This is a genomic window from Pseudomonas sp. AC463 (assembly GCF_979253585.1).
In genome coordinates this window covers 274,471-296,971 of sequence record NZ_CEEDDZ010000006.1, presented here as the reverse complement: position 1 = coordinate 296,971, position 22,501 = coordinate 274,471, and the positions used below count along the sequence as shown (strand labels likewise).

Annotated in this window: 23 protein-coding genes and 1 other RNA gene; 9 read left to right on the top strand and 15 right to left on the bottom strand. The window is 62.2% G+C overall.

Features of this window, described 5'->3' with window-relative positions:
* Positions 1 to 9 precede the first annotated feature (9 nt).
* A complete protein-coding gene (locus AC0IYH_RS10120; RefSeq protein ID WP_122774567.1) occupies positions 10 to 1,152 on the top strand; it encodes a DegT/DnrJ/EryC1/StrS family aminotransferase in 1,143 nt (380 codons plus the stop codon).
* 128 nt (positions 1,153 to 1,280) lie between these two features.
* Here AC0IYH_RS10120 and gcvH read toward each other — a convergent pair whose 3' ends face one another.
* The 9 genes from gcvH to AC0IYH_RS10075 form a co-directional block, all read right to left on the bottom strand.
* Entirely contained in the window at positions 1,281 to 1,664 is a 384-nt protein-coding gene (gcvH, locus tag AC0IYH_RS10115) for a glycine cleavage system protein GcvH (protein WP_122774566.1), read from the bottom strand.
* Between the two features lie 52 nt (positions 1,665 to 1,716).
* Positions 1,717 to 2,799: a glycine cleavage system aminomethyltransferase GcvT gene (gene gcvT, locus AC0IYH_RS10110; protein WP_122774565.1), complete on the bottom strand. Its 1,083-nt coding sequence runs from the start codon at positions 2,797 to 2,799 to the stop codon at positions 1,717 to 1,719.
* Between the two features lie 156 nt (positions 2,800 to 2,955).
* Positions 2,956 to 4,572 carry an ABC transporter permease gene (locus tag AC0IYH_RS10105; protein ID WP_471834117.1) on the bottom strand — a complete coding sequence of 539 codons (1,617 nt, stop codon included), beginning with the start codon at positions 4,570 to 4,572 and terminating at the stop codon, positions 2,956 to 2,958.
* A 153-nt stretch (positions 4,573 to 4,725) separates the two neighbouring features.
* Entirely contained in the window at positions 4,726 to 5,730 is a 1,005-nt protein-coding gene (locus AC0IYH_RS10100; protein WP_471834115.1) for an extracellular solute-binding protein, read from the bottom strand.
* 158 nt (positions 5,731 to 5,888) lie between these two features.
* Positions 5,889 to 7,106: a 2-octaprenyl-3-methyl-6-methoxy-1,4-benzoquinol hydroxylase gene (locus AC0IYH_RS10095; RefSeq protein WP_471834145.1), complete on the bottom strand. Its 1,218-nt coding sequence runs from the start codon at positions 7,104 to 7,106 to the stop codon at positions 5,889 to 5,891.
* Positions 7,107 to 7,115: 9 nt separating this feature from the next.
* Positions 7,116 to 7,601, bottom strand: coding sequence for a DUF4442 domain-containing protein (locus tag AC0IYH_RS10090; protein ID WP_471834113.1), 486 nt, complete (start codon positions 7,599 to 7,601; stop codon positions 7,116 to 7,118).
* A complete protein-coding gene (gene ubiH, locus AC0IYH_RS10085) occupies positions 7,594 to 8,781 on the bottom strand; it encodes a 2-octaprenyl-6-methoxyphenyl hydroxylase (RefSeq protein WP_116626918.1) in 1,188 nt (395 codons plus the stop codon). Before ubiH ends, AC0IYH_RS10090 begins: the two co-directional genes overlap by 8 nt.
* Positions 8,778 to 10,100: a Xaa-Pro aminopeptidase gene (gene pepP / locus AC0IYH_RS10080; RefSeq protein WP_471834111.1), complete on the bottom strand. Its 1,323-nt coding sequence runs from the start codon at positions 10,098 to 10,100 to the stop codon at positions 8,778 to 8,780. The genes ubiH and pepP overlap by 4 nt, the downstream gene beginning before the upstream one ends.
* Before the next feature lie 20 nt (positions 10,101 to 10,120).
* Positions 10,121 to 10,678, bottom strand: a complete 558-nt coding sequence (locus tag AC0IYH_RS10075; protein ID WP_471834109.1) for a YecA/YgfB family protein — start codon at positions 10,676 to 10,678, stop codon at positions 10,121 to 10,123.
* A 138-nt stretch (positions 10,679 to 10,816) separates the two neighbouring features.
* Between AC0IYH_RS10075 and AC0IYH_RS10070 the strand changes: the two genes are divergently transcribed.
* The 4 genes from AC0IYH_RS10070 (at position 10,817) to AC0IYH_RS10055 (ending at position 12,236) form a co-directional block, all read left to right on the top strand.
* Positions 10,817 to 11,026 carry a TIGR02449 family protein gene (locus AC0IYH_RS10070; protein ID WP_007982902.1) on the top strand — a complete coding sequence of 70 codons (210 nt, stop codon included), beginning with the start codon at positions 10,817 to 10,819 and terminating at the stop codon, positions 11,024 to 11,026.
* Positions 11,023 to 11,340 (top strand): cell division protein ZapA, encoded by a 318-nt coding sequence (locus tag AC0IYH_RS10065; RefSeq protein WP_105697237.1) that lies wholly within the window; start codon positions 11,023 to 11,025, stop codon positions 11,338 to 11,340. Before AC0IYH_RS10070 ends, AC0IYH_RS10065 begins: the two co-directional genes overlap by 4 nt.
* Positions 11,341 to 11,370: 30 nt before the next feature.
* Positions 11,371 to 11,549: non-coding RNA, 6S RNA (gene ssrS, locus AC0IYH_RS10060), on the top strand.
* 57 nt (positions 11,550 to 11,606) lie between these two features.
* A complete protein-coding gene (locus tag AC0IYH_RS10055) occupies positions 11,607 to 12,236 on the top strand; it encodes a 5-formyltetrahydrofolate cyclo-ligase (RefSeq protein ID WP_116626921.1) in 630 nt (209 codons plus the stop codon).
* A 7-nt stretch (positions 12,237 to 12,243) separates the two neighbouring features.
* Here the strand turns inward: AC0IYH_RS10055 and AC0IYH_RS10050 are convergent, their stop codons facing one another.
* Positions 12,244 to 12,393 (bottom strand): hypothetical protein, encoded by a 150-nt coding sequence (locus AC0IYH_RS10050; protein ID WP_116626922.1) that lies wholly within the window; start codon positions 12,391 to 12,393, stop codon positions 12,244 to 12,246.
* Between the two features lie 195 nt (positions 12,394 to 12,588).
* Between AC0IYH_RS10050 and AC0IYH_RS10045 the strand changes: the two genes are divergently transcribed.
* Positions 12,589 to 13,038, top strand: coding sequence for an EVE domain-containing protein (locus AC0IYH_RS10045; RefSeq protein ID WP_471834105.1), 450 nt, complete (start codon positions 12,589 to 12,591; stop codon positions 13,036 to 13,038).
* A 16-nt stretch (positions 13,039 to 13,054) separates the two neighbouring features.
* Here AC0IYH_RS10045 and AC0IYH_RS10040 read toward each other — a convergent pair whose 3' ends face one another.
* Entirely contained in the window at positions 13,055 to 13,462 is a 408-nt protein-coding gene (locus AC0IYH_RS10040; RefSeq protein WP_101273514.1) for a flagellar basal body-associated protein FliL, read from the bottom strand.
* Positions 13,463 to 13,612: 150 nt separating this feature from the next.
* Between AC0IYH_RS10040 and AC0IYH_RS10035 the strand changes: the two genes are divergently transcribed.
* Entirely contained in the window at positions 13,613 to 14,590 is a 978-nt protein-coding gene (locus AC0IYH_RS10035) for an NADPH:quinone oxidoreductase family protein (RefSeq protein ID WP_471834103.1), read from the top strand.
* A 187-nt stretch (positions 14,591 to 14,777) separates the two neighbouring features.
* Positions 14,778 to 16,115, top strand: coding sequence for a glycerol-3-phosphate transporter (gene glpT / locus AC0IYH_RS10030; protein WP_122774557.1), 1,338 nt, complete (start codon positions 14,778 to 14,780; stop codon positions 16,113 to 16,115).
* Here glpT and AC0IYH_RS10025 read toward each other — a convergent pair.
* Both AC0IYH_RS10025 and AC0IYH_RS10020 read right to left on the bottom strand, forming a co-directional pair.
* Complete coding sequence (locus AC0IYH_RS10025; protein WP_116626926.1) at positions 16,112 to 16,765, bottom strand: gamma-glutamylcyclotransferase; 654 nt, start codon at positions 16,763 to 16,765, stop codon at positions 16,112 to 16,114. The two genes, glpT and AC0IYH_RS10025, sit on opposite strands and share 4 nt — an antisense overlap.
* 27 nt (positions 16,766 to 16,792) lie before the next feature.
* Entirely contained in the window at positions 16,793 to 19,180 is a 2,388-nt protein-coding gene (locus AC0IYH_RS10020; RefSeq protein ID WP_471834100.1) for a TonB-dependent receptor plug domain-containing protein, read from the bottom strand.
* A 335-nt stretch (positions 19,181 to 19,515) separates the two neighbouring features.
* On the opposite strand from AC0IYH_RS10020, the gene AC0IYH_RS10015 reads away from it, so the two are divergent.
* Complete coding sequence (locus AC0IYH_RS10015; protein ID WP_116626928.1) at positions 19,516 to 19,998, top strand: sn-glycerol-3-phosphate transporter; 483 nt, start codon at positions 19,516 to 19,518, stop codon at positions 19,996 to 19,998.
* A gap of 54 nt (positions 19,999 to 20,052) precedes the next feature.
* Here the strand turns inward: AC0IYH_RS10015 and AC0IYH_RS10010 are convergent, their stop codons facing one another.
* A complete protein-coding gene (locus tag AC0IYH_RS10010) occupies positions 20,053 to 21,021 on the bottom strand; it encodes a CDP-6-deoxy-delta-3,4-glucoseen reductase (RefSeq protein ID WP_471834098.1) in 969 nt (322 codons plus the stop codon).
* Positions 21,021 to 22,487: a 4-hydroxy-3-polyprenylbenzoate decarboxylase gene (gene ubiD, locus AC0IYH_RS10005; protein ID WP_471834096.1), complete on the bottom strand. Its 1,467-nt coding sequence runs from the start codon at positions 22,485 to 22,487 to the stop codon at positions 21,021 to 21,023. The genes AC0IYH_RS10010 and ubiD overlap by 1 nt, the downstream gene beginning before the upstream one ends.
* Between the last annotated feature and the right edge of the window lie 14 nt (positions 22,488 to 22,501).

The following is a 22,501-nucleotide window of genomic DNA, read 5'->3' as shown; positions in this document are numbered from 1 at the left end:
TTCGTCGTTATGAGCCAACAGCCCTTTCTGCCGTTTTCCAAACCCACCATCGATGAAGCCACCATCTCGGCGGTCGGCGATGTACTGCGCTCGGGCTGGATCACCAGCGGGCCGAAAGTGCAGGCATTCGAGGCTCAGCTGTCGGAATACTTCGGCGGTCGGCCGGTGCGTACGTTCAACTCGGGCACCTGCACCATGGAGATTGCCCTGCGCATTGCGGGTATCGGCCCGGGCGATGAAGTGATCACCACGCCGATCTCCTGGGTCGCTACCGCCAATGTGATCCTGGAAGTCGGCGCCACGCCAGTGTTTGCCGATATCGACCCGGTCACACGCAATATCGACCTGGCCCAGGTGGAAGCCGCAATCACCCCGCGCACCAAGGCGATCATCCCGGTGTACCTGGCCGGCCTGCCTCTGGACATGCCGATGCTTTACGCGCTGGCCAACAAGTACAACCTGCGCATTGTCGAGGACGCCGCCCAAGCCCTGGGGTCCAGCTGGGATGACGAACGCATTGGGGCTACCGGGGACTTCGTGTCGTTCAGCTTCCAGGCCAACAAGAACATCACCTCGTCCGAAGGCGGCTGCCTGGTGTTGAACAACGCCGAAGAGGCGCGCCTCGCGGAAAAATACCGTTTGCAGGGCGTCACCCGTACCGGCTTCGACGGCCTGGACGTGGATGTGCTGGGCGGCAAGTTCAACATGACCGATATCGCCGCCGCCATCGGCCTGGGGCAATTTGCCCATATCGAGAAAATCACCGCGCATCGTCAGAACCTGGCCCGGCACTATTTCAAGTGCTTCGGCAGCGACTTCGAGGAAAAGTACGGCGCGCAACTGCCGCCGGCGGATTTCGAAAACAGTAACTGGCACCTGTTCCAACTGGTGCTGCCAGAGCGCCAGGACGGCCTGCCGGCGCGCGCGACCTTCATGGAGCAGATGCAGGCCCATGGCGTCGGCATTGGCTATCACTACCCGCCGATCCACCTGCTGAGCCTTTATCGGGCACAGGGTTTCAAGGAAGGCATGTTCCCGGTGGCGGAGCGTGTTGGGCGTTTGATCGTGTCGTTGCCGATGTTTACGGCGATGACGGAAGCGGATGTGGAGCGGTCGGTGGCGGCGGTTAAGGCAGTACTGAAAGCGAGCTAAACACTCAATTCAATGTGGGAGGGGCTTGCTCCCGATGGCGGTGGATCAGACACCTGTTCAGGGACTGAAACACCGCAATCGGGAGCAAGTCGAACCGTCGGACCGCCCCTCCCACAGGGTTCTTGTGTTTACTCGCCGATGGCGGCTTTGTAGCCGGCAGCATCCAGCAGTTTTTCCAGATCAGCCGGGTTGCTTGGCTTGAGCTTGAAGATCCACGCGCCGTAAGGGTCGGAGTTCAGCAGCTCTGGGCTACCGCTCAGTTCCTCGTTGACGGCAATCACTTCGCCGGCAACCGGGGCGTAGATATCCGAAGCGGCTTTCACCGACTCAACCACACCCGCCTGGCCTTTTGCTTCAAACGTGGCGCCGACTTCGGCCAACTCAACAAACACCACATCACCCAAAGCTTCCTGTGCGTGGTCGGAAATACCGACGACCACGGTGCCGTCAGCTTCCAGACGGGCCCATTCGTGACTGTCGGCAAAACGCAGGTCGGCAGGGATATTGCTCATAGTCTGTGTCCTCAGAAAGAAATGTCAGCGGCCATCGGCCTGCCGTAAATAGTTAGATCAAGGTTTTGCCATGGCGCACGAAGGTCGGCTTGACCACTCGAACCGGGTACCACTTGCCGCGGATTTCCACTTCGGCCCGATCGGCAGTCGCCGTCGGTACGCGCGCCAGGGCAATGGATTTGCTCAGCGTAGGAGAGAAACTACCACTGGTGATCTCTCCTTCGCCAACATTGGCGATACGAACCACCTGGTGAGCACGTAAAACCCCACGTTCTTCCAGCACCAGCCCGACCAGTTTGAACTGCACACCGGCGGCCAACTCGGCCTCCAGCGCGGCCCGCCCGATGAAAACGCGCTCGGCAGGCGCCCAGGCAATACTCCAGGCCATGTTGGCCGCCAGGGGCGAAACGTCCTGGTGGATATCCTGGCCGTAGAGGTTCATGCCGGCTTCCAGGCGCAGGGTATCCCGCGCGCCGAGGCCGATGGGGGAAATGCCTGCGCCCACCAGGTCGTTGAAGAAACCGGGCGCTTGATCGGCCGGCAGCACAATTTCCAGGCCGTCTTCGCCGGTGTAGCCGGTGCGGGCGATAAACCAGTCGCCGTCGGCCTGGCCTTCAAAAGGCTTGAGTTGGTGGATCAGGGTGGCGCGGGACTGGGTGACCAGCTCGGCAATCTTCTGTCGGGCTTGGGGACCCTGGATGGCCAGCATGGCCAACTCGGGACGCTCCTGCAGTTGGGCTTGAAAAGTACCCAATTGCGCCTGCATCCAGGCCATGTCCTGGTCACGGGTGGCGGCGTTGACCACCAGGCGGTAACCGGCGTCGGTGCGATAGACGAGCATGTCGTCCACCACCCCGCCCCGCTCGTTGAGCATGGCGCTGTAGAGCGCACGGCCGCAGCCATGCAAACGATCGACGTCATTGGCCAGCAGGTGCTGGAGCCATTCCTTGGCCTGGGGGCCGCTGACATCGATCACGGTCATATGAGATACATCAAACACCCCGCAGTCGCGTCGCACCTGATGGTGTTCTTCAACTTGCGAGCCGTAGTGCAGAGGCATATCCCAACCGCCAAAATCGACCATCTTCGCGCCGAGGGCGAGATGCAGGTCATACAGAGGCGTACGCTGTCCCATGGGTTTCTCCTTCCGGGCGTGGCGAAGGTGCGCAGGGTTGCCGTTCGCGCTGTAAACCTTGAATTACAAGGCCTGCAGCCACGCATGGCGACTCGATCCGAAAGACGGACCGCACCGAATGCCGCGCATTGTAGCCGCAAGCCGTAGGACTGGCACCTAACCGATTTGACGGGCAGAGCGTCGGATCAGCCCGATGACCGGCAATAAGCCGACGAGCACCAGGGTCAGCGCCGGCAAAGACGCCCGCGCCCACTCGCCCTCGCTGGTCATTTCAAAAATCCGCACCGCCAGGGTGTCCCAGCCAAACGGGCGCATCAGCAAGGTCGCGGGCATTTCCTTGAGCACATCGACGAACACCAGCAGCGCTGCGCTCAGTGTCCCCGGTAGCAGCAACGGCAGATACACTTTGCAAAACAGTCGTGGACCACTCACACCAAGACTGCGCGCCGCTTCCGGCAAGGACGGGCGGATGCGCGCCAGGCTGTTTTCCAGGGGCCCATAGGCCACCGCCAGGAATCGCACCAGATACGCCAGCACCAGCGCCGACAAGCTGCCCAGCAACAACGGCTTGCCCGCGCCACCCAGCCAGCCCGACAGCGGCACCACCAGTTCACGGTCCAGATAGCTGAACGCCAACATGATCGACACCGCCAGCACCGAGCCCGGCAGCGCATAACCGACGTTGGCCAGGCTGATGCCGGAGCGTATCGCCCGGGTTGGCGCCAGGCGGTTGGCGAAGGCCAGCAGCAGCGCCACGCTGACCGTGATCAGCGCCGCGATGCCGCCCAGGTACAGGGTGTGGACGATCAGGCCGGAATAACGCTCATCCAGGTCAAAGCGGCCGCGCTGCCAGAACCACGCCACCAGTTGCAACATCGGGATCACAAAGGCACAGGCGAAGACCAGGCCACACCAGGTACTCGCCGCCGCGGCCTTGAGCCCTCGCAGGTGGTACAGCGCCTTGCCCCGTGGCCGCTCATTGCCTGGCCGGCTGGCACCTCGGGCGCGCCGCTCGCCGTACAGCACCAGCATCACCACCAGCAGCAACAGACTGGCCAACTGGGCCGCGCTGGATAGGCTGAAAAAGCCGTACCAGGTCTTGTAGATGGCGGTGGTAAAGGTGTCGAAATTGAATACCGAGACCGCGCCGAAATCCGCCAGGGTCTCCATCAACGCCAAGGCCACGCCCGCGCCAATCGCCGGCCGCGCCATGGGCAGGGCCACACGCCAAAAAGCCTGCCAGGGTGACTGCCCCAGCACCCGCGCCGCTTCCATCAGGCCTTTGCCCTGGGCCAGGAACGCGGTGCGCGCGAGCAGGTAGACGTAAGGGTAGAACACCAGCACCAACACGATGATCACACCACTGGTGGAGCGCACCCGTGGCAGGCGCAGCCCGCTGCCGAACCATTCACGCAGCAGGGTTTGCACCGGGCCGGCAAAGTCCAGCAGGCCGACAAACACAAAGGCCAGCACATACGCCGGAATCGCGAAGGGCAGCATCAGCGCCCAATCCAGCCAGCGTCGGCCGGGGAATTCGCAAAGGCTGGTCAGCCAGGCCAGGCTCACGCCCAGCAGGGTGACGCCGACACCGACGCCCAGCACCAGGGTCAGCGTGTTGCCCAGCAGGCGCGGCATCTGGGTATCCCAGAGGTGGCCCCAGATTTGTGCGTCGATGCTTTGCCAGGACAGCAACAGCACGCTCAGCGGCAGCAGCACCAGGGCGGCGACGGTGAACACCGGCAGGTACCAGCGGCGTTGGGCGGGGTGGGCCAAAGGTCAGTTCTCGGTTAATGAATAGCGTGAAATCACCAGACGCCAATGTGGGAGGGGGCTTGCCCCCGATGGCAGTGGGTCAGTCACTGATGAGTGGACTGACACATCGCTATCGGGGGGCAAGCCCCCTCCCACATTTAGACCTGCAGTGTGTCAGTTCCAGCCGGCGCGATCCATCAAGCGAATCGCCTCGGCCTGACGCTTGCCCGCCACTTCCACCGGCAAGGTATCAGCCACGAACTTGCCCCAGGTCGCCACTTCGGCCGACGGCGGCACTGCCGGGTTGGCCGGGAATTCCTGGTTCACATCGGCAAAGATCTTCTGCGCCTCAGCCGTGGTCATCCACTCCACCAGGGCCTTGGCTGCTTCCGGATGCGGTGCGTGCTTGGTCAGGCCGATGCCCGACAGGTTCACGTGCACGCCACGGTCGCCCTGGTTCGGCCAGAACAGCTTCACCGCCAGCGCCGGGTTCTGCTTGTGCAGGCGGCCATAGTAGTAGGTGTTGACGATGCCCACGTCGCACTGCCCGGCATTGATCGCTTCGAGCACCGCGATGTCATCGGAGAACACGTCGGTGGACAGGTTGTTGACCCAGCCCTTGACGATTTCTTCGGTCTTGGCCGCGCCGTGGGTTTCGATCAGGGTGGCGGTCAGCGACTGGTTGTAGACCTTTTTCGCCGTACGCAGGCACAGGCGGCCTTCCCACTGCTTGTCGGCCAGGGCTTCGTAGGTGGTCAGGTCACCCGGTTTCACCCGGTCGGTGGAATAGGCGATGGTCCGCGCGCGCAGGCTCAAGCCGGTCCAGGCGTGGGTGGAAGAGCGGTATTGCAGGGGAATGTTCTTGTCGATCACCGCCGAGGTGAACGGTTGCAGGATGCCCATCTGCTCGGCCTGCCAGAGGTTGCCGGCGTCGACGGTCAGCAGCAGGTCGGCGGTGGCATTTTCGCCCTCGGCCTTGATGCGCTGCATCAGCGGGGCTTCCTTGTCGGTGATGAACTTCACCTGTACGCCTGTCTTTTTGGTGTAGGCGTCGAACACCGGTTTGATCAGTTCATCGATGCGTGAGGAGTAGACCACCACTTCGTCGGCGGCCTGCACGGTGGTGCTGCCGATCAGGGTGAGTGCCAGGGCAGTCAGGAGGCGCTTGGGTGCCAACATGGGTGCGGTCTCTCATTTGCAAAAAGAGCGCAAATGATAGGGACTGGCATTTGGTGGCGCTTGGTGGAGGCGTTACCAGATGTTGCACAGCTGGGATTTGCGCTGGATGGGCTGGCCTCATCGGGGGCAAGCCCCCTCCCACAGGGGGCATATTTCAATCAGGGCTTTGCGAGGTCTGGCAGGTCGCCGGTCATGCCCAGGGCTTGGCGCACGAATACCGCCTTGGCTTCGGGCATCTGGTCAACCAGCTTCAAACCCGCGTTGCGCAACCAGCGCAGGGGCAGTTGGTCGGCCTGGAACAACCGCTCAAAGCCTTCCATCGCCGCCATCAGCGCCAGGTTGTGCGGCATGCGCCGGCGCTCGTAACGGCTCAGTACCTTCACATCCGCCAGCCGCTCGCCGCGCTCGGTCGCCGACAGCAGCACTTCGGCCAGTGTCGCTGCGTCAAGAAAGCCCAGGTTCACGCCCTGCCCCGCCAACGGGTGGATCACATGGGCCGCATCACCAATCAGTGCCAGGCCTTCGGCCACGTAGCGCTTGGCATGGCGCTGACGCAACGGCACGCAAACGCGCGGATCGGCGCTGACCACCGTGCCCAGGCGCCCTTCAAACGCGCGCTCCAGTTCACGGCAGAAGCTCTCGTCATCCAGCGCCATCAGGCGCTCGGATTCCGCTGGCGTAGTCGACCACACGATCGAGCACCAGTCCTCCTGGCCGTCGCGCACCAGCGGCAAAAACGCCAGCGGGCCAGTATCGGTGAAGCGTTGCCACGCCGTGCGCTGGTGCGCCTGGCTGCTGCGCACGCTGGTGACGATGGCGTTATGCAGGTAGTCCCATTCGCGGGTTGCGGTGCCGGTCAGGCGGCGCACGGCGGAGTTGGCGCCGTCGGCAGCCACCACCAGCGGTGCGCGCAATTTGCGGCCGTCGGCGAGGGTCAGCAGCCAGTCGTCACCGGAGCGGCGCATCTGTTCCAGGCGCGCATTGGCCAGCAGGCCGAGGTCGCAGTCGTGCAGACGGTCGAGCAAGGCATCCTGCACCACGCGGTTCTCGACGATATGTCCGAGCACTTCGGCATGCACACTGGCTGCCGAAAAGTGGATCTGCCCGGTGCCGCTGCCGTCCCACACCTGCATCTCGCCGTAAGGGCTGGCGCGGCGCGAGACGATGCCGTCCCACACGCCGAGGCGCTCGAGGATGCGCTGGCTGGCGGCCGACAAGGCGCTCACGCGGGGTTCGAAGGCCGCCTCGCGGTCGAACGGTTTTACGCTCAGCGGGCTGCCGTCGAGCAGTAGCACTTGCAGGCCACTGCCCTGCAACGCCAGCGCCAGGGCGCTTCCGACCATTCCGGCCCCGACAATCAGCACATCTGCGCGCATGTCCATGCTTTAAGCCTGCTTTGCTGGCGGCTTGCGCCGCACGTAAAGGGTTTTGTCGACGCGCGCCACCAGGGTGCCGGCGCCGTCATGAATCTCGACCTTGAGGTGGGGCAGGTATTTCTCGCCCCCTTCGGTCTGCTGGCGGACTTCATCCAGCAAGGCCTCGTCGATGGAAAACTCGGCGTACACCGGGCCTTTGCCCGGCGAGATAAAGTCGATGTTCGCGGCCTTGTCCCACACGATGTAGTCTCGGCCGAGGTTCTCCATCAGCATCAGCATGTAGAACGGGTCGACCATCGAATACAGGCTGCCGCCAAACTGCGTACCGACGTAATTGCGGTTGTACCAGCCCAGGCCCATGCGCACTTTGACGTGACGAAAATCGGCGCTCATGTGCTGCACGCTGACTCCCGCACCCAGGTACGGCGGGTACAGGGTCATGACCCAACGCAACAACCGCGCCTTGCCCAGGCGCTCGATCAGCCACTTACGCATCGGGACGCGTGCCCAGGCCCATGGCCTGACGGGCGAACCAGCGCTTGGCTGGCGGCAGCAGGTCCAGGCCCAGCAGGCCCATGTTGCGGCCCAGCGCGACCAAAGGTTGCGCGCTGCCAAACAGCCGCGTGACCTGGTCGGAGAAACCCACGGTGAGCTTCTGGTCCATCCGCTGGCGCTCGCGATACGCCTGCAAGGTGGCCAGGTCGCCCGGCACTTGCGGCCCGGCCAGCAAGGCCTCGGCCAACGCATTGGCATCACGCAGCGACAGGTTGAAGCCCTGCCCGGCAATCGGGTGCAGGCTGTGGGCGGCATTGCCGAGGATCGCCAGGTGCGAGCGCACTTGCTCTTCGGCTTCCACCAGCGTCAACGGATACAGATGGCGCGCGCCGACTTGCTTGAGGGTGCCCAGGCGGTAGCCAAACACGCCCTGCAATTCACTCAGGAAACTGCGCTCGTCGAGGTTCGCCAGGCGCTGGGCGTCCATGCCGATGCGGGTCCAGACCAGCGCGCAGCGGTTGTCCGGCAGCGGCAGCAAGGCCATCGGGCCTTCATCGGTGAAGCGCTCGAAGGCTTCGCCGTTGTGCGCTTCGCTTGGGGTGATGTTGGCGATCAGCGCGCTCTGGTTGTACGGGCGGGTTTTGATGCCGATGCCCAACTGCTCGCGCAAGCCGGAGCGGCCGCCATCGGCCAGCACGGCGAGGTCGCATTCGAGCACGGTTTCATCGTTGAGGGTCAGGCGATAGCCGTCGGGCAGCGGTTCCATGCGCGTGACTTCCGCCGGGCAGCGCCAGCTCACCACGTCTTTGTCCAGGCCCTGCCACAGGCATTGCCCGAGCCAGGCGTTTTCCACCACATAGCCCAAGGCCGGCACGCCTTCTTCCAGGGCGGACAGGCGCGCGGTGGAGAAGCGCCCACGGTCCGACACGTGGATCTGCTTGATCGGCTCGGCGCGGCGGGAAATGTCCTGCCAGAGGCCCAGGCGCTGGTAGATCTGCCGCGCGCCAAACGACAGCGCAGAGGAGCGCGCATCGTAGCTTGGCTGGTAGCTGTCACCCGGTGCGAAGGGTTCGATCAGCACGATTTTCCAGCCACGCGCCTTTGCCCCGGCCTGCAACGCCAGCGCCAGGCTGGCGCCCACCAGGCCGCCGCCGATGATCGCCAGGTTGACCCGGCTCATCGGGCAGCCGCCATTAGCGCTTCAATCTCGGCGACCGCCTTGGGCACGCCGCCGGTCAGAATTTCACAGCCTTGCTTGGTCACCACCACGTCGTCCTCGATGCGTACGCCAATGCCACGCCATTTCTTCGCGACGGTCTGGTTGTCCGGCGCGATGTAGATCCCCGGTTCCACGGTCAGGGCCATGCCGACTTCCAGCACGCGCCACTCACCGCCCACCTTGTACTCGCCCACGTCGTGCACATCCATGCCCAGCCAGTGGCCGGCGCGGTGCATGTAGAACGGTTTGTAGGCTTCGCTGGCAATCAGCTCGTCCACCTCGCCCTGCAGCAATCCCAGCTTCACCAGCCCGGCGGTGATGACCCGCACCGTCGCCTCGTGGGCCTGGTTCCAATGTTTGTTCGGCGCGATCTCGGCAAAGGCGGCTTCCTGGGAGGCCAGCACAATTTCGTAGATCGCCTTCTGTTCCGGCGAAAACTTGCCATTGACCGGCCAGGTGCGCGTGATGTCGCTGGCGTAGCAGTCGATCTCGCAACCGGCGTCGATCAGCACCAGATCGCCGTCCTTGAGCAGCGCGTCATTCTGCTGGTAATGCAGGATGCAGCTGTTGCGCCCGGCGGCGACGATGGAGCCATAGGCCGGCATTTTCGCGCCGCCCTTGCGGAATTCGTAATCCAGCTCGGCTTCCAGGCTGAACTCATGCAAGCCGGCGCGGCTGGCCTGCATCGCCTTCACATGCGCGGCGCACGAAATTCGCGCAGCCTCGCGCATCACCTTCACTTCTGCCGCCGATTTATACAGGCGCATGTCGTGGAGCAGATGATCCAGGGCAACAAATTCGTTCGGCGGCTGGGCGCCCAGGTGCGCTTTAGAGCGGATCACGTTGATCCACTCCATCACGTGCCGGTCGAATTCGGCGTTACTGCCCATGGCCGAATACACCCGGTCGCGGCCTTCGATCAGGCCGGGCAGGATGTCGTCGATGTCGGTAATGGGGAATGCATCGTCGGCGCCAAAGTCACGAATCGCGCCTTCGGTGCCGGCGCGCAGGCCGTCCCACAGCTCGCGTTCGGCATTGCGTTCGCGGCAGAACAGCACGTACTCGCCATGCAGGCGACCGGGCATCAGCACGATCACGGCTTGCGGTTCAGGGAAGCCGCTGAGGTACTGGAAGTCGCTGTCCTGGCGGTAGACGTGTTCCACATCGCGATTGCGGATGGCCACGGCGGCGGCCGGCAGGATCGCGATGCTGTTGGGTTCCATCTGCGCCATGAGCGCCTTGCGGCGCCGGGTGTATTCCGCTTTGGGGATATGGATCATGGGCAGATGGGCTTCCTTTCTTAGTGCAGCGACGGCTTTGGCGCAGCGGGTTCAGCGAACTTCTTGGTCTCGGTGAACAGCAGCAGCGGCGCGACGCGCAGGTATTCCATGACTTCCATGTAGTCGCCTTCGCCGTCCTCGGACTCTTCCAGGGCGTCTTGCACCTGAGAGATAGCAGCCAAGTCCTGCAACACTTCCTTGGCGTCGGTGCTCAGGTCCAGGCCGCCGGCATTTACGCCGAAGCCGTGGAGGAAACCCTGGCACCATTGGCCCAGGGCGGCGGCGCGATCAGCGAGCGGTGCGTCGTCGGTCGGCAGCAGCAGGACCACGGTGACGTCATCACCGGTCAGCTCGCCCTTGACCATCTCTTGCAGGCCGATCAGCGCAGCGCGCACGTTATCTTCGGGTTCCTTTTCCAACAGCTCGGCCACATCGGCCAGCCAGTTGTCGGCATCGAAGCCCACGCCGGTGCAGCTGCGGCCCAGCAACACGCCGTGCAGTTCGGCAGGCGAGCAAGGGTGGCCGCTGGTGCTCAGCAGTTTGGAAAAAGCGTCATACGGGGAGTTCTGAATGGGCATGGTGAGCTAGGCGCCAGACGGCGCAATGTCTAGAATGGAGCGCTGTATCCTAGCACCGGCAGACGTACCAAGACTATCAAGGGCGTCAGATCGTTTATCCTGCAGTTGCCATTCATCAGACAAATCCAGTGGAACCCAATGGAAGACACCGACCTGCAAGCGCTGATGGCCAGACTCGAATTGCTAATTACCCGGGTCGAGCAACTTAAGAGTCAAAATGGACTCCTACTAGCTCAGGAAAAAACCTGGCGCGAGGAACGCGCTCACCTCATTGAAAAAAACGAAATCGCCCGGCGTAAGGTCGAATCGATGATTTCGCGCCTGAAGGCCCTGGAGCAAGACTCATGAGTTCAAGCAATAGCGTCACCGTGCAGATCCTGGATAAAGAATATTCGATCATCTGCCCCCAGGAAGAGCGCAACAACCTGGTGAGCGCCGCCCGCTACCTGGATGGCAAGATGCGTGAAATCCGCAGCAGCGGCAAAGTCATCGGCGCCGACCGCATCGCCGTGATGGCCGCGCTGAACATTACCCACGATCTGCTGCATAAGCAGGAACGCCCTGACGTGCAGGCCAGCGGCTCGACGCGCGAGCAGGTGCGTGACCTGCTCGATCGTGTGGATCTGGTGCTTTCCAGCGATTCAGACGCACCCAAGGGCTGATTGCCGAGTCTGTTTAAGGTATACTCGCCCCACTCCCTGGCGTGCTTGCCAGTCGGCGATGTCCCGGAGCCGATTCGCACTACCCTGGAAGTTGCACGTTGGGCTGGTGTGCATGTCCGCTAGACGGAAAGCCTTAAAGCCTACTGCTTCTTCCACCTTGAACTTTCGGGTTCAAGGGCTTAGTCGACAGCGGTTCTGTCGGGGAGCCTGAATTCCCAAACTCAATGCCAGTCTTCGGACTGGCATTGTTTTATGAGCCGAAAACCATGACCGAACCTGCGCCGCTTTCCCGTCCGCAACTTCGACGCATGTTGCGCAACGCCCGCCGCGCCCTCACGCCGAGCGAGCAGCGCCAGGCCGCCCAGGGTCTGTATCGGCAACTGGCGCAGCACCCGCTGTTTCGCCGGGCCAAACATATTTCCTTATACCTACCGACGGACGGTGAAATCGATCCGCGCCTGCTGCTGCGTGCGGCGCAGCGCCGGGGCAAGGCCACTTACCTGCCAGTGCTCAGCGCCTGGCCACGCACCAAGATGGTGTTCCAGCGCGTGCGGCCCGGGGAAAAGCTGCTGCCCAACCGCTTTCGAATTCTTGAGCCACGGGTGAATATCAGCCGGCAACGCAAGGTGTGGGCGCTGGACCTGGTGTTGCTGCCGCTGGTGGGGTTCGATGACGCAGGTGGACGCCTGGGCATGGGCGGCGGTTTCTATGACCGCAGCCTCGCCTACCTCGCCCGTCGCCAAAGCTGGCGCAAGCCGACGCTATTGGGCCTGGCCCATGAATGTCAGAAAGTCGAAAGGTTGGTACAGGCGAGCTGGGATGTGCCGTTGGCGGGCACCGTCACCGATAAGCGCTGGTATATCGCGCAAACGCCGCTGGAATCAGCGGCGCCTTGAAGAAAGGTTAACGCTTGAAAGGTTGCTGCTGCTGTTGGGTCAATTCAACAGGGGCTTCGGTCTTGTTCGACCACAAGCTTTGCGCATACCCGGTGGTCACGACGCCCAGACCAAACAAAATCACCAAAATCCATAGTAAATCCGGTTTACGTTGCATCGATTGCCCCCCTTCAGGCACCTCGTACACGATGACAACAACGTTCCAAAGTAGTCCGTTGCAGCTGCGTCAAGCTTTAAAAGCCGGCATTCTGCGGTAACGTGAACCAACACGCAAACCTTGGCGCCAACCGACCGTCGGTTTGTCATAAAATTGCCCGACAACTTGCCCAATGCCTTTTTCAGGAGCCCAACCATGGCCTACTGGCTGATGAAATCCGAGCCCGATGAACTCTCCATCAAGGGCCTGGAAAAGCTCGGCGAAGCGCGCTGGGACGGGGTGCGCAACTACCAGGCGCGAAACTTCCTGCGCACCATGGCGGTGGGTGACCAGTTTTTCTTCTACCACTCCAGTTGCCCTGAGCCCGGCATTGCCGGCATCGGAAAAATCGTCGAAGCGGCGTACCCGGATCCTACAGCGCTTGAGCCCGACAGCCACTACTTCGACGCCAAGGCCAGCGCGGAAAAAAACCCGTGGAGCGCAATCAACGTCGCCCATGTGGAAACCCTCCCCAAGGTGCTGGGCCTCGGCTACCTCAAGCAACAGACCGCGCTCGCCGAGCTGCCTTTGGTGCAAAAAGGCAGCCGCCTCTCGGTGATGCCGGTTACCGCCGAGCAATGGGCGGCGGTGCTCGCGCTGCGCTAATGGGACCGAGGCAGGCTTACTGAATGATCAAGTTGTTGAACAACAGGTCTTCCACCACCGGCTTGCCCGTCTCGTCGTTCATCACTTGCTGGGTTTGCTTGAGGGCTTCCTGGCGCAGTTTTTCTTTGCCTTCAACAGTGCTCATGGTCTCGTTGGTCTGCTGAGTGAACAGCGCCACCAGTTGGTTACGGATCAAGGCATCGTTGGCTTTGACGGCCGCAGCCGCTTCGGTGCCGGTCACGCGCAGGGCGATGTCGGCCTTGAACACCTTGAGTTTCGCCGTGCCATCCAGGCCGTAGTTGCCCACGAACGGCGGGCTCAGGCTGATATAGCTGACCTTCGGCGCCTCGCCTTCTTTGGCTTCTTCGGCCTGGGCTGCCATCGGCAAGGTCAGGGCCAGTATCAACAGGATCCACGCTTTCACAGTTCATTCCTCGAATTCGGTTGCCGGGTAGCATAACGCTAGCAAGGCTGAGCACAAGCTTATGGCGGCTTATCAGGCCCGGGCATGCTCGTTGACCCACGGGCGTACCCTCCTACACTTATCGGCCACGACACCAAAAGGAATAGTCCGATGAAAGCTGTGCTGTGCAAAGCCTTCGGCCCCGCCGAAACCCTGGTGCTGGAAGAGATCGCAAGCCCTGTGATCAAGAAGAACGAAATCCTGCTGGACGTGCATGCCGCCGGGGTGAATTTCCCGGACACCCTGATCATCGAGGGCAAGTACCAGTTCAAGCCGCCCTTCCCGTTCTCGCCGGGCGGCGAAGCGGCGGGCGTGGTCAGCGAAGTCGGGGAAAAGGTCAGCCACTTGAAAGTCGGTGACCGGGTGATGGCGCTCACCGGCTGGGGCAGCTTTGCCGAACAGGTCGCGGTGCCGGGCTACAACGTGCTGCCGATCCCGCCGAGCATGGACTTCAACACCGCCGCCGCCTTCAGCATGACCTACGGCACCTCGATGCACGCGCTGAAGCAACGGGCCAACCTGCAACCCGGCGAAACCCTGCTGGTACTCGGTGCCTCCGGTGGCGTGGGTCTGGCCGCCGTGGAAATCGGCAAGGCCATGGGGGCGCGGGTGATCGCCGCCGCCAGCAGCGCCGACAAACTCGCCGTGGCCAAGGCAGCCGGCGCCGATGAGCTAATCAACTACAGCGAAGCCAACCTGAAGGATGAGATCAAGCGCCTCACCGACGGCAATGGCGCCGATGTCATCTACGACCCGGTGGGCGGCGACCTGTTCGACCAGGCCATCCGCAGCATCGCCTGGAACGGCCGCCTGCTGGTGGTGGGCTTTGCCAGCGGGCGCATCCCCGAGTTGCCGGTGAACCTGGCGCTGCTCAAGGGTGCGGCGGTGGTTGGGGTGTTCTGGGGTTCTTTCGCCCAGCGCCAGCCGCAGGACAATGCGGCGAACTTCCAGCAGTTGTTCAGTTGGCACGCTGAGGGCAAGTTGAAGCCGTTGGTGTCGCAGGTGTATCCGCTGGAGCAAGCGGCCCGGGCGATCAATGACTTGGGGCAGCGCAAGGCGGTGGGCAAGGTCGTCGTCCAAACCCGCTAATCAATTTGTAATACGGTCAATGTGGGAGGGGGCAAGCCCCCTCCCACATTTAAATTTCCGGTGTTCGTAAAAGAACATGCACCTGCTCTCATTTCCGGTTGTTTGTTGATAAGCGGCGATGCTATTTTCGGTAACGAAACTGTAACATTCGCATCCGCAGTCAAAACAAGAAATCTGGAGCTCTTGAATGTTTGCTTTCTTTCGTCCTGCCGCGCACCAGGCGCCCCTGCCTGAAGAAAAAATAGACAGCACCTACCGACGACTGCGCTGGCAGATCTTCGCCGGTATCTTCTTCGGTTACGCCGGTTACTACCTGCTGCGCAAAAACTTCTCCCTGGCCATGCCCTACCTGATCGACGAGGGTTACACCCGCGGCGAACTGGGCCTGGCGATGTCGGCGATCGCAATTGCCTACGGCCTGTCCAAGTTCCTCATGGGCCTGGTGTCCGACCGTTCCAACCCACGCTACTTCCTGCCGTTCGGCCTGTTGGTGTCGGCCGGGGTGATGTTCATTTTCGGTTTCGCGCCTTGGGCGACGTCCAGCGTGACCATGATGTTCATTCTGTTGTTCATCAACGGCTGGGCCCAGGGCATGGGCTGGCCGCCAAGTGGGCGCACCATGGTGCACTGGTGGTCGCAGAAAGAACGCGGCGGCGTGGTGTCGGTGTGGAACGTGGCGCATAACGTCGGCGGCGGCCTGATCGGCCCGCTGTTCCTGCTGGGCATGGCCTGGTTCAACGACTGGCACGCAGCGTTCTATGTGCCGGCGACCGTGGCCCTGGCGGTGGCGGCATTTGCCTTCACCACCATGCGCGACACCCCGCAATCGGTGGGCCTGCCGCCTATCGAGAAATACAAGAACGACTACCCGGAAGGCTACGACGCCAGCCACGAAGACGAATTCAGCGCCAAGGAAATCTTCGTCAAGTACGTGCTGCGTAACAAAATGCTGTGGTACATCGCGTTCGCCAACGTGTTCGTCTACCTGCTGCGCTACGGCGTACTGGATTGGGCGCCCACCTACCTCAAGGAAGCCAAGCACTTCACGGTCGACAAGTCGTCCTGGGCGTACTTCTTCTATGAGTGGGCGGGTATCCCGGGCACGCTGCTGTGCGGCTGGATGTCGGACAAGATCTTCCGTGGCAACCGTGGCCTCACCGGCATTGTGTTCATGGCCCTGGTGACCGTGGCGACCCTGGTTTACTGGCTCAACCCGCCGGGCAACCCGATGGTCGACATGATCGCGCTGGTCTCGATCGGCTTCCTGATCTACGGCCCGGTGATGTTGATCGGCCTGCAGGCGCTGGAGTTGGCACCGAAGAAAGCCGCCGGCACTGCTGCGGGTTTCACCGGCCTGTTCGGTTACCTGGGCGGTTCGGTGGCAGCCAGTGCGGCCATGGGCTACACCGTGGACCACTTCGGCTGGGACGGCGGTTTCGTGCTGCTGATCGGCGCATGCATCCTGGCAATCGCGTTCCTGATCCCAACGCTGTGGCACACCAACAGCGTCAGCTCGGCGCGTTAACCGCCTGAGCAATCCTTTGCACAACGCTTGAGCCGCGCCTCCAGATTCTTGTCTGGCATGGCGTGGCTACGCAGGGCGTTGACGGTCTGCTCGACATAATCGCGGGTAGTGCCGTAACGCCCGCAAGCGCTTTCCAGCACATGGTTGAGGATCACGTCCGGCAAATTGCCCGCGTAACTGGGCAAGTGCCGTTCCAACACAAACCCCAAAGCCTGCACCTGACTGCCATCCTCGAGACGGCAGCTGAGCCAGTGCGGCCGATATGACGGGTAAGGCATCTCGCGCTGCCACAACGCGTAGAGCGAGGCTTCCAGCTGATCTTCCGGCAGCCGGTAGGCAAACCCGCTACACGAACCGCCACGATCCAGGCCGAACACCAACCCCGGCAACTCCGGCGTGCCCCGGTGCTCGTGAGACCACAGGTACAAGCCCCGGTGATAGCCGTGCACCCGTGCCCGCACGCGCTCGGTCGAGGAGCATTCAGGGCGCCAGATCAGCGAACCGTACGCAAATAGCCAGACCGGCCCACCCTTGTGCCGGCCCATGGTGGCCTGCATCGAGCTCATTAACTGTTCGTGAGTGAGTTGCGGCCCCAGATCGAGCCGCGGCGGGTAAGCCAATTGCAGAAGATCGGTTTCGATGACGGTCATGGCGAATAACGGTGCGCCTCCTGTGTGTTACCAGTTGTAAGCAACTTTACCGTAATAAAACGCGCCGCTGTAACCGTACGGCGAAAAAGTGCTATAGGCCAAATTGCCACCGCTGCTGGCGAAAGCATTGACCTTTTCCGGGTATTTGTCGGTGACGTTGTCGCCGCCCAGGGTGAAGGTCCAGTTTTTGAGCTTGTAGTCCGCCGACAAATCCAGCACCCAGGCCGCCTTGAAGGTCTGGTCGTTGACCTTGTCCGCCTGGTAGCTGGTGAACTCACCATAGCGCACCAGGTTGCTGTGCAGAGCCCAATTGCCGAACGTGAAGTCGTTCCCCAGGCTCAACTTGTGCTGCGGCGTGGTATCGCCCAGCAGGCCGATGCGCTCACGACGATCCACCCGCACCAGGTTGGCCCCCAGGCTATCGAGGATGGCCGGGTTGGCCTTCACGTCGGTGACCTTGGTGTGGTTGTAGTTATAGCCCACGGTACTGTTCCAGCGGATACCGCTGTCGAACTGATAGCGGTAGTTGGCTACCAGGTCGACGCCATCGGTGCTGGTATCGGTGGCGTTGGTGAAGTACCGGGCGCTGGTGTAGTTGATGTTGCCGACGCCATTGGCTTGCAGGTAGGCCTGGGTGGCCGCGTCCAGATTGAGGTTGGACGACAGGCTGATACGGTCACGAATGTCGATGCGGTAGACATCGACCGTCAGGGTCAGGTCATCGGCAGGCTCCAGCACCAGGCCGAGGCTGTAGTTGCGCGACTTCTCCGCCTTGAGGTCCTCGGCGCCGAGCAGGTGCGCGACCTGGCTGCTGGCCGGGAAGGTGCCTGCGTCGCGGATTTCGCTGCCGATCAACTGGGACGACGTGAACGCAAAGTTCTGCTGAGCCAGGGACGGCGCGCGGAAACCGTTGGAAATACTGCCGCGCACGGCCACCTGCGGGGTGAAATCGTAGCGGGCCGACAGCGAGCCGCTGACATTCGAGCCGAAGTCGCTGTAGTCCTCATGGCGCACGGCAGCGGAGGCGCTGAGTTTTTCGGTGAAATTGGTTTCCAGGTCCAGGTATTGCGCCCAGTTGTGGCGCGAGCTGCTGCCGGCGTCCGCTTCTCGGAAACCGCCCAGGCCGGAACTGCCGGTCTGGTAGTAGGACGCGGCATCGCCCGCTTCGATCTCATAGCCCTGGTGCAGGTATTCACCGCCAAAGGCCACGGATACCGGGTACGGCAGCCAGCCCACGTCGAACTCGCGGGACAGGTCCAGGCTGACTTGCTTCTGGTCGTTGCTCAAGGTGCCGTTGTCGAACTTGCGCGGCGTGGCCAGGCCCAGGGAGGTGTTGATGGTTTCGGTGCTCAATGCGTACTGGTTCTTGCCGTAGTTGGCCGACAGGTCGTAATGCCAGTCGTAGGCCAGCAAGCCGCGCAGGCCCACCACCAGCGAGGTGTCTTCGAGGTTGCCCTTGATCAGCGGCAGGTAGCCGTTCGGGTTGAGCGCCGCGATGTTGTTGGATGCATTGCTTGCCCGGTAGAACGCTGCCGTCTCGCCGCGGCGTTTGCTATAGCCGCCGAAGGTGTAGAACTCGGCCGAATCGTTGAAGGAATATTCGGAGTTGAACTGGAACTTGCCCTCATTGGTGGCCGGTTCGCCTTGGCGAAATACCTGCTGCCCATAGGTTGTGGAGCCGACGCTGGCGGCTCGAAAGTCTTTACCGGCACGGTTGGTGTAGTCGTTGTCGGCGCCTTCGGCCGACAGGTTGATAAAGCCGTTGTCGCCCAACGCCAGGCCGGTATTGCCACTGAGGTTGCGCTGGATGCCGTCACCCTTCTTGTACTCGCCGAATTTGCTCGAGATCGAGCCGCCATGGTCGGCGTGCTTGAGGATCACGTTGATTACCCCGGCAATTGCATCGGAACCGTAGCGCGCGGAGGCACCGTCGCGCAGCACTTCGATATGGTCCACCGCCGACAGCGGGATCGCATTCAAGTCTGCCGGGGCCGAGCCGCGGCCCACCGCACCGCCAAGGTTGACGAATGCACTGGTGTGGCGACGCTTGCCATTGACCAGTACCAACACCTGATCCGGCGACAAGCCACGCAACTGCGCAGGACGCACCAGCTCGGCGCCGTCCACCAAGCTTGGGCGCGGAAAGTTGATCGACGGAATCAACCGGGCCAATACCGCACCCAACTCATCGGAGCCGGTGCTGCGCAAGCTATCGCCGGAAATCACATCGATCGGTGACAGCGACGCGCTGGCAGTACGCTCCTGGGCGCGGGTACCGGTCACGATCACGGTGTCGAGTTTAGGTGCATCGGCTGCGGACGTTTCGGCCGCAAAGACTGGGTTGAAGCCTACGGCGGTCAGCAAGTTGGCTGACAAAATCGCCGTGTACAGCGCATGTTTCTTGTAGCTCCCCATACCGCTCCCCTTGAAATCTGAACCAGGACGTCATGTCCTGCGTTCGTAAGATCGATCCGGCTGGCGGGCGGTGGCGGTCAGTTGTCTGGTTATTGGAAGAAGATCGGTAGTCCGTTGAGATATAGCCTAATGATATTTAAGCAACAAATTAAATACCTTTAAAGAATAAAAGAATGCATAAGCACTGCCCCCCCCACCCTCTCATCAGGATTGCGCACGGCAATCCCGATACTTTCAGCCCCGGTTCAGCCTGGGAATCGGCCAAGCCTTCAAAATGGCACACAAACCACGACCCAACTTAGCCGCCCATCAAAACGACTATCGAGGTCGCACCCATGAAGAAATGTCGACTGCCCGGCCTGCTGTTCCTGGCGCAGGCCACCACCGCCCTGGCCGGCGAAACACCGGCTGCCGATGACGACAAAGGTTTCTGGTACGCGCAGACCAGCGTCTACACCCGACACTTCGCACCCGACCCCAAGCACAACAACAACCAGGACTTGATCGGCCTGGAGCGCAATGAGGCGTCAGGCCTGGTGTATGGCGGGGCGACGTTTCGCAACTCATTCAGCCAGCGCTCGTATTACGCCTATGCCGGCAAGCGCTATGACCTGGCGGATTATCCGGTGTATGTGAAGCTGACAGGCGGGGTGATCCAGGGGTATCGCGGCAAGTACCGCGACAAGATCCCACTCAACCGTTATGGCGTAGCGCCAGTGATCATTCCGTCCGTGGGCATCCATTACGGGCCGGTGGCGGCGGAGCTGGTGCTGCTGGGGTTCAATGCGGCGATGGTGACTACCGGTGTACGCTTTTAAGTGAGCGCAATCCAATGTGGGAGGGGGCTTGCCCCCTCCCACAGTTCGATCGCTTTAGGGACGTGGTGCGTAGGCGAATACGTCGGCACGCATCTGGTGCGCATCCATGCCGGCGTCGACCAGCGCATCCAGCGTGCCGTAGATCATCGCCGGTGAGCCGCTGGCGTAGACATGCACGGCCTTGAGGTCGCTGATGTCCTCGCACACGGCTTCATGCAGTAACCCGCAGCGTCCCTCCCAACCGCACAAGTCGCTGACGACTTTATGCAGGAACAGGTTAGGCAGTTGCTGCCACTGGTCCCAGTGCTCGATTTCGTAGAAGTCTTCCGGGCGACGCACGCCCCAGTACAGGTGCACCGGGTGCTTGAAGCCAGACGCGCGGCAGTGCTCGATCAGGCTGTGCATCTGCGCCATGCCGGTGCCGGCGGCGATCAACACCAGCGGGCCGTCCGGCAACTCGGCCAGGTGGGTGTCGCCAAAGGGCAGCTCCACACGCGCCATCTGGTTGCGCTGCAGTTGCTCCAGCAGGCTGCGCGCGCTGTCTTCGCGGGCCAGCACGTGCAGTTCCAGCTCGCGCCCGGCGTGGGGCGCCGAGGCCAGGGAAAACGCGGACTTCTCGCCGCTCTCCCGCTCGATCATCAAGTATTGCCCGGCGTGGTAACGCGCGGCCTTGCCGGCCGGGGCTCGCAGGCGCACGCGCCACACATCGCCACCGACGTCCACACACTCACTCAATTGGCACGACAACTTGCGCAACGGCAACTCTCCCGGCGCCAGCACGCCATCCCATAACACGATGCAATCTTCCAGCGGCTCGGCGATGCAGGTGTAGAACTCACCGTGGTCGCGCACCTCTCCGGCTTGCTGCACCCGGCCTTCCACCAGCAGCGCAGCACACACATGGCACACGCCATTGCGGCACGCCTGGGGGCATTCGTAGCCCAGGCGGCGCGCACCTTCGAGGATTCGCTCGCCGGGGACCAGCTCCAAGATGGCGCCGGAAGGTTGCAGGGTTACACGCATCAATCTATTCCCAATTCTTTCCAGATCGCATCGACACGCGCCGTCACGGCTTCGTCCTTGACGATTACCCGGCCCCACTCACGGGTGGTTTCACCCGGCCATTTGTGGGTGGCATCCAGGCCCATCTTCGAACCCAGGCCCGACACCGGCGAGGCGAAGTCGAGATAGTCGATCGGCGTGTTGTCGATCATCACCGTGTCGCGCTTGGGGTCCATGCGCGTGGTGATGGCCCAGATCACGTCGTTCCAGTCCCGGGCGTTGATGTCGTCGTCGGTGACAATAACGAACTTGGTGTACATGAACTGTCGCAAAAACGACCACACACCGAGCATTACCCGCTTGGCGTGGCCCGGGTACGACTTCTTCATGGTCACGATGGCCATACGGTACGAGCAGCCTTCCGGCGGCAGGTAGAAGTCGGTGATCTCCGGGAACTGCTTCTGCAGGATCGGCACGAACACTTCGTTGAGCGCCACGCCGAGAATGGCGGGCTCATCCGGCGGACGGCCGGTGTAGGTGCTGTGGTAGATCGGCTTGATCCGGTGGGTAATGCGCTCGACGGTGAACACCGGGAAGCTGTCGACTTCGTTGTAATAGCCAGTGTGGTCGCCGTAAGGGCCTTCATCGGCCATCTCGCCGGGGTGAATCACGCCTTCGAGGATGATTTCCGCGGTGGCCGGCACTTGCAGGTCATTGCCACGGCACTTCACCAGCTCGGTGCGATTGCCACGCAGCAGGCCGGCGAACGCGTATTCGGAGAGGCTGTCCGGCACTGGGGTAACGGCGCCGAGGATGGTGGCCGGGTCGGCGCCCAGGGCCACAGAGACCGGGAACGGCTGGCCGGGGTATTTTTCGCACCACTCACGGAAATCCAGCGCACCGCCACGGTGGCTCAGCCAGCGCATGATCACCTTGTTGCGGCCGATCACTTGCTGGCGGTAGATGCCGAGGTTCTGGCGGTCCTTGTTCGGGCCTTTGGTGACGGTCAGGCCCCAGGTAATCAGCGGGCCGACGTCGCCGGGCCAGCAGGTCTGTACCGGGAGCATGGCCAGGTCGACGTCATCGCCTTCGATGACCACTTCCTGGCACACCGCGTCCTTGACCACTTTGGGGGCCATGGCGATGATCTTGCGGAAGATCGGCAGCTTCGACCAGGCATCCTTGAGGCCCTTGGGCGGCTCGGGCTCTTTGAGGAAGGCCAGCAGCTTGCCGATCTCGCGCAGCTCGCTGACCGACTCGGCGCCCATGCCAAACGCTACGCGCTCGGGGGTGCCGAACAGGTTGCCGAGCACCGGGATATCAAAGCCGGTCGGCTTCTCGAACAGCAGCGCCGGGCCCTTGTTGCGCAGGGTACGGTCGCAAATCTCAGTCATTTCCAGCACCGGGGAAATCGGCATCTGGATACGTTTCAACTCTCCGCGCTGCTCAAGTTGCTGCACGAAATCCCGAAGATCCTTGAATTTCATTAACCATGCCACCC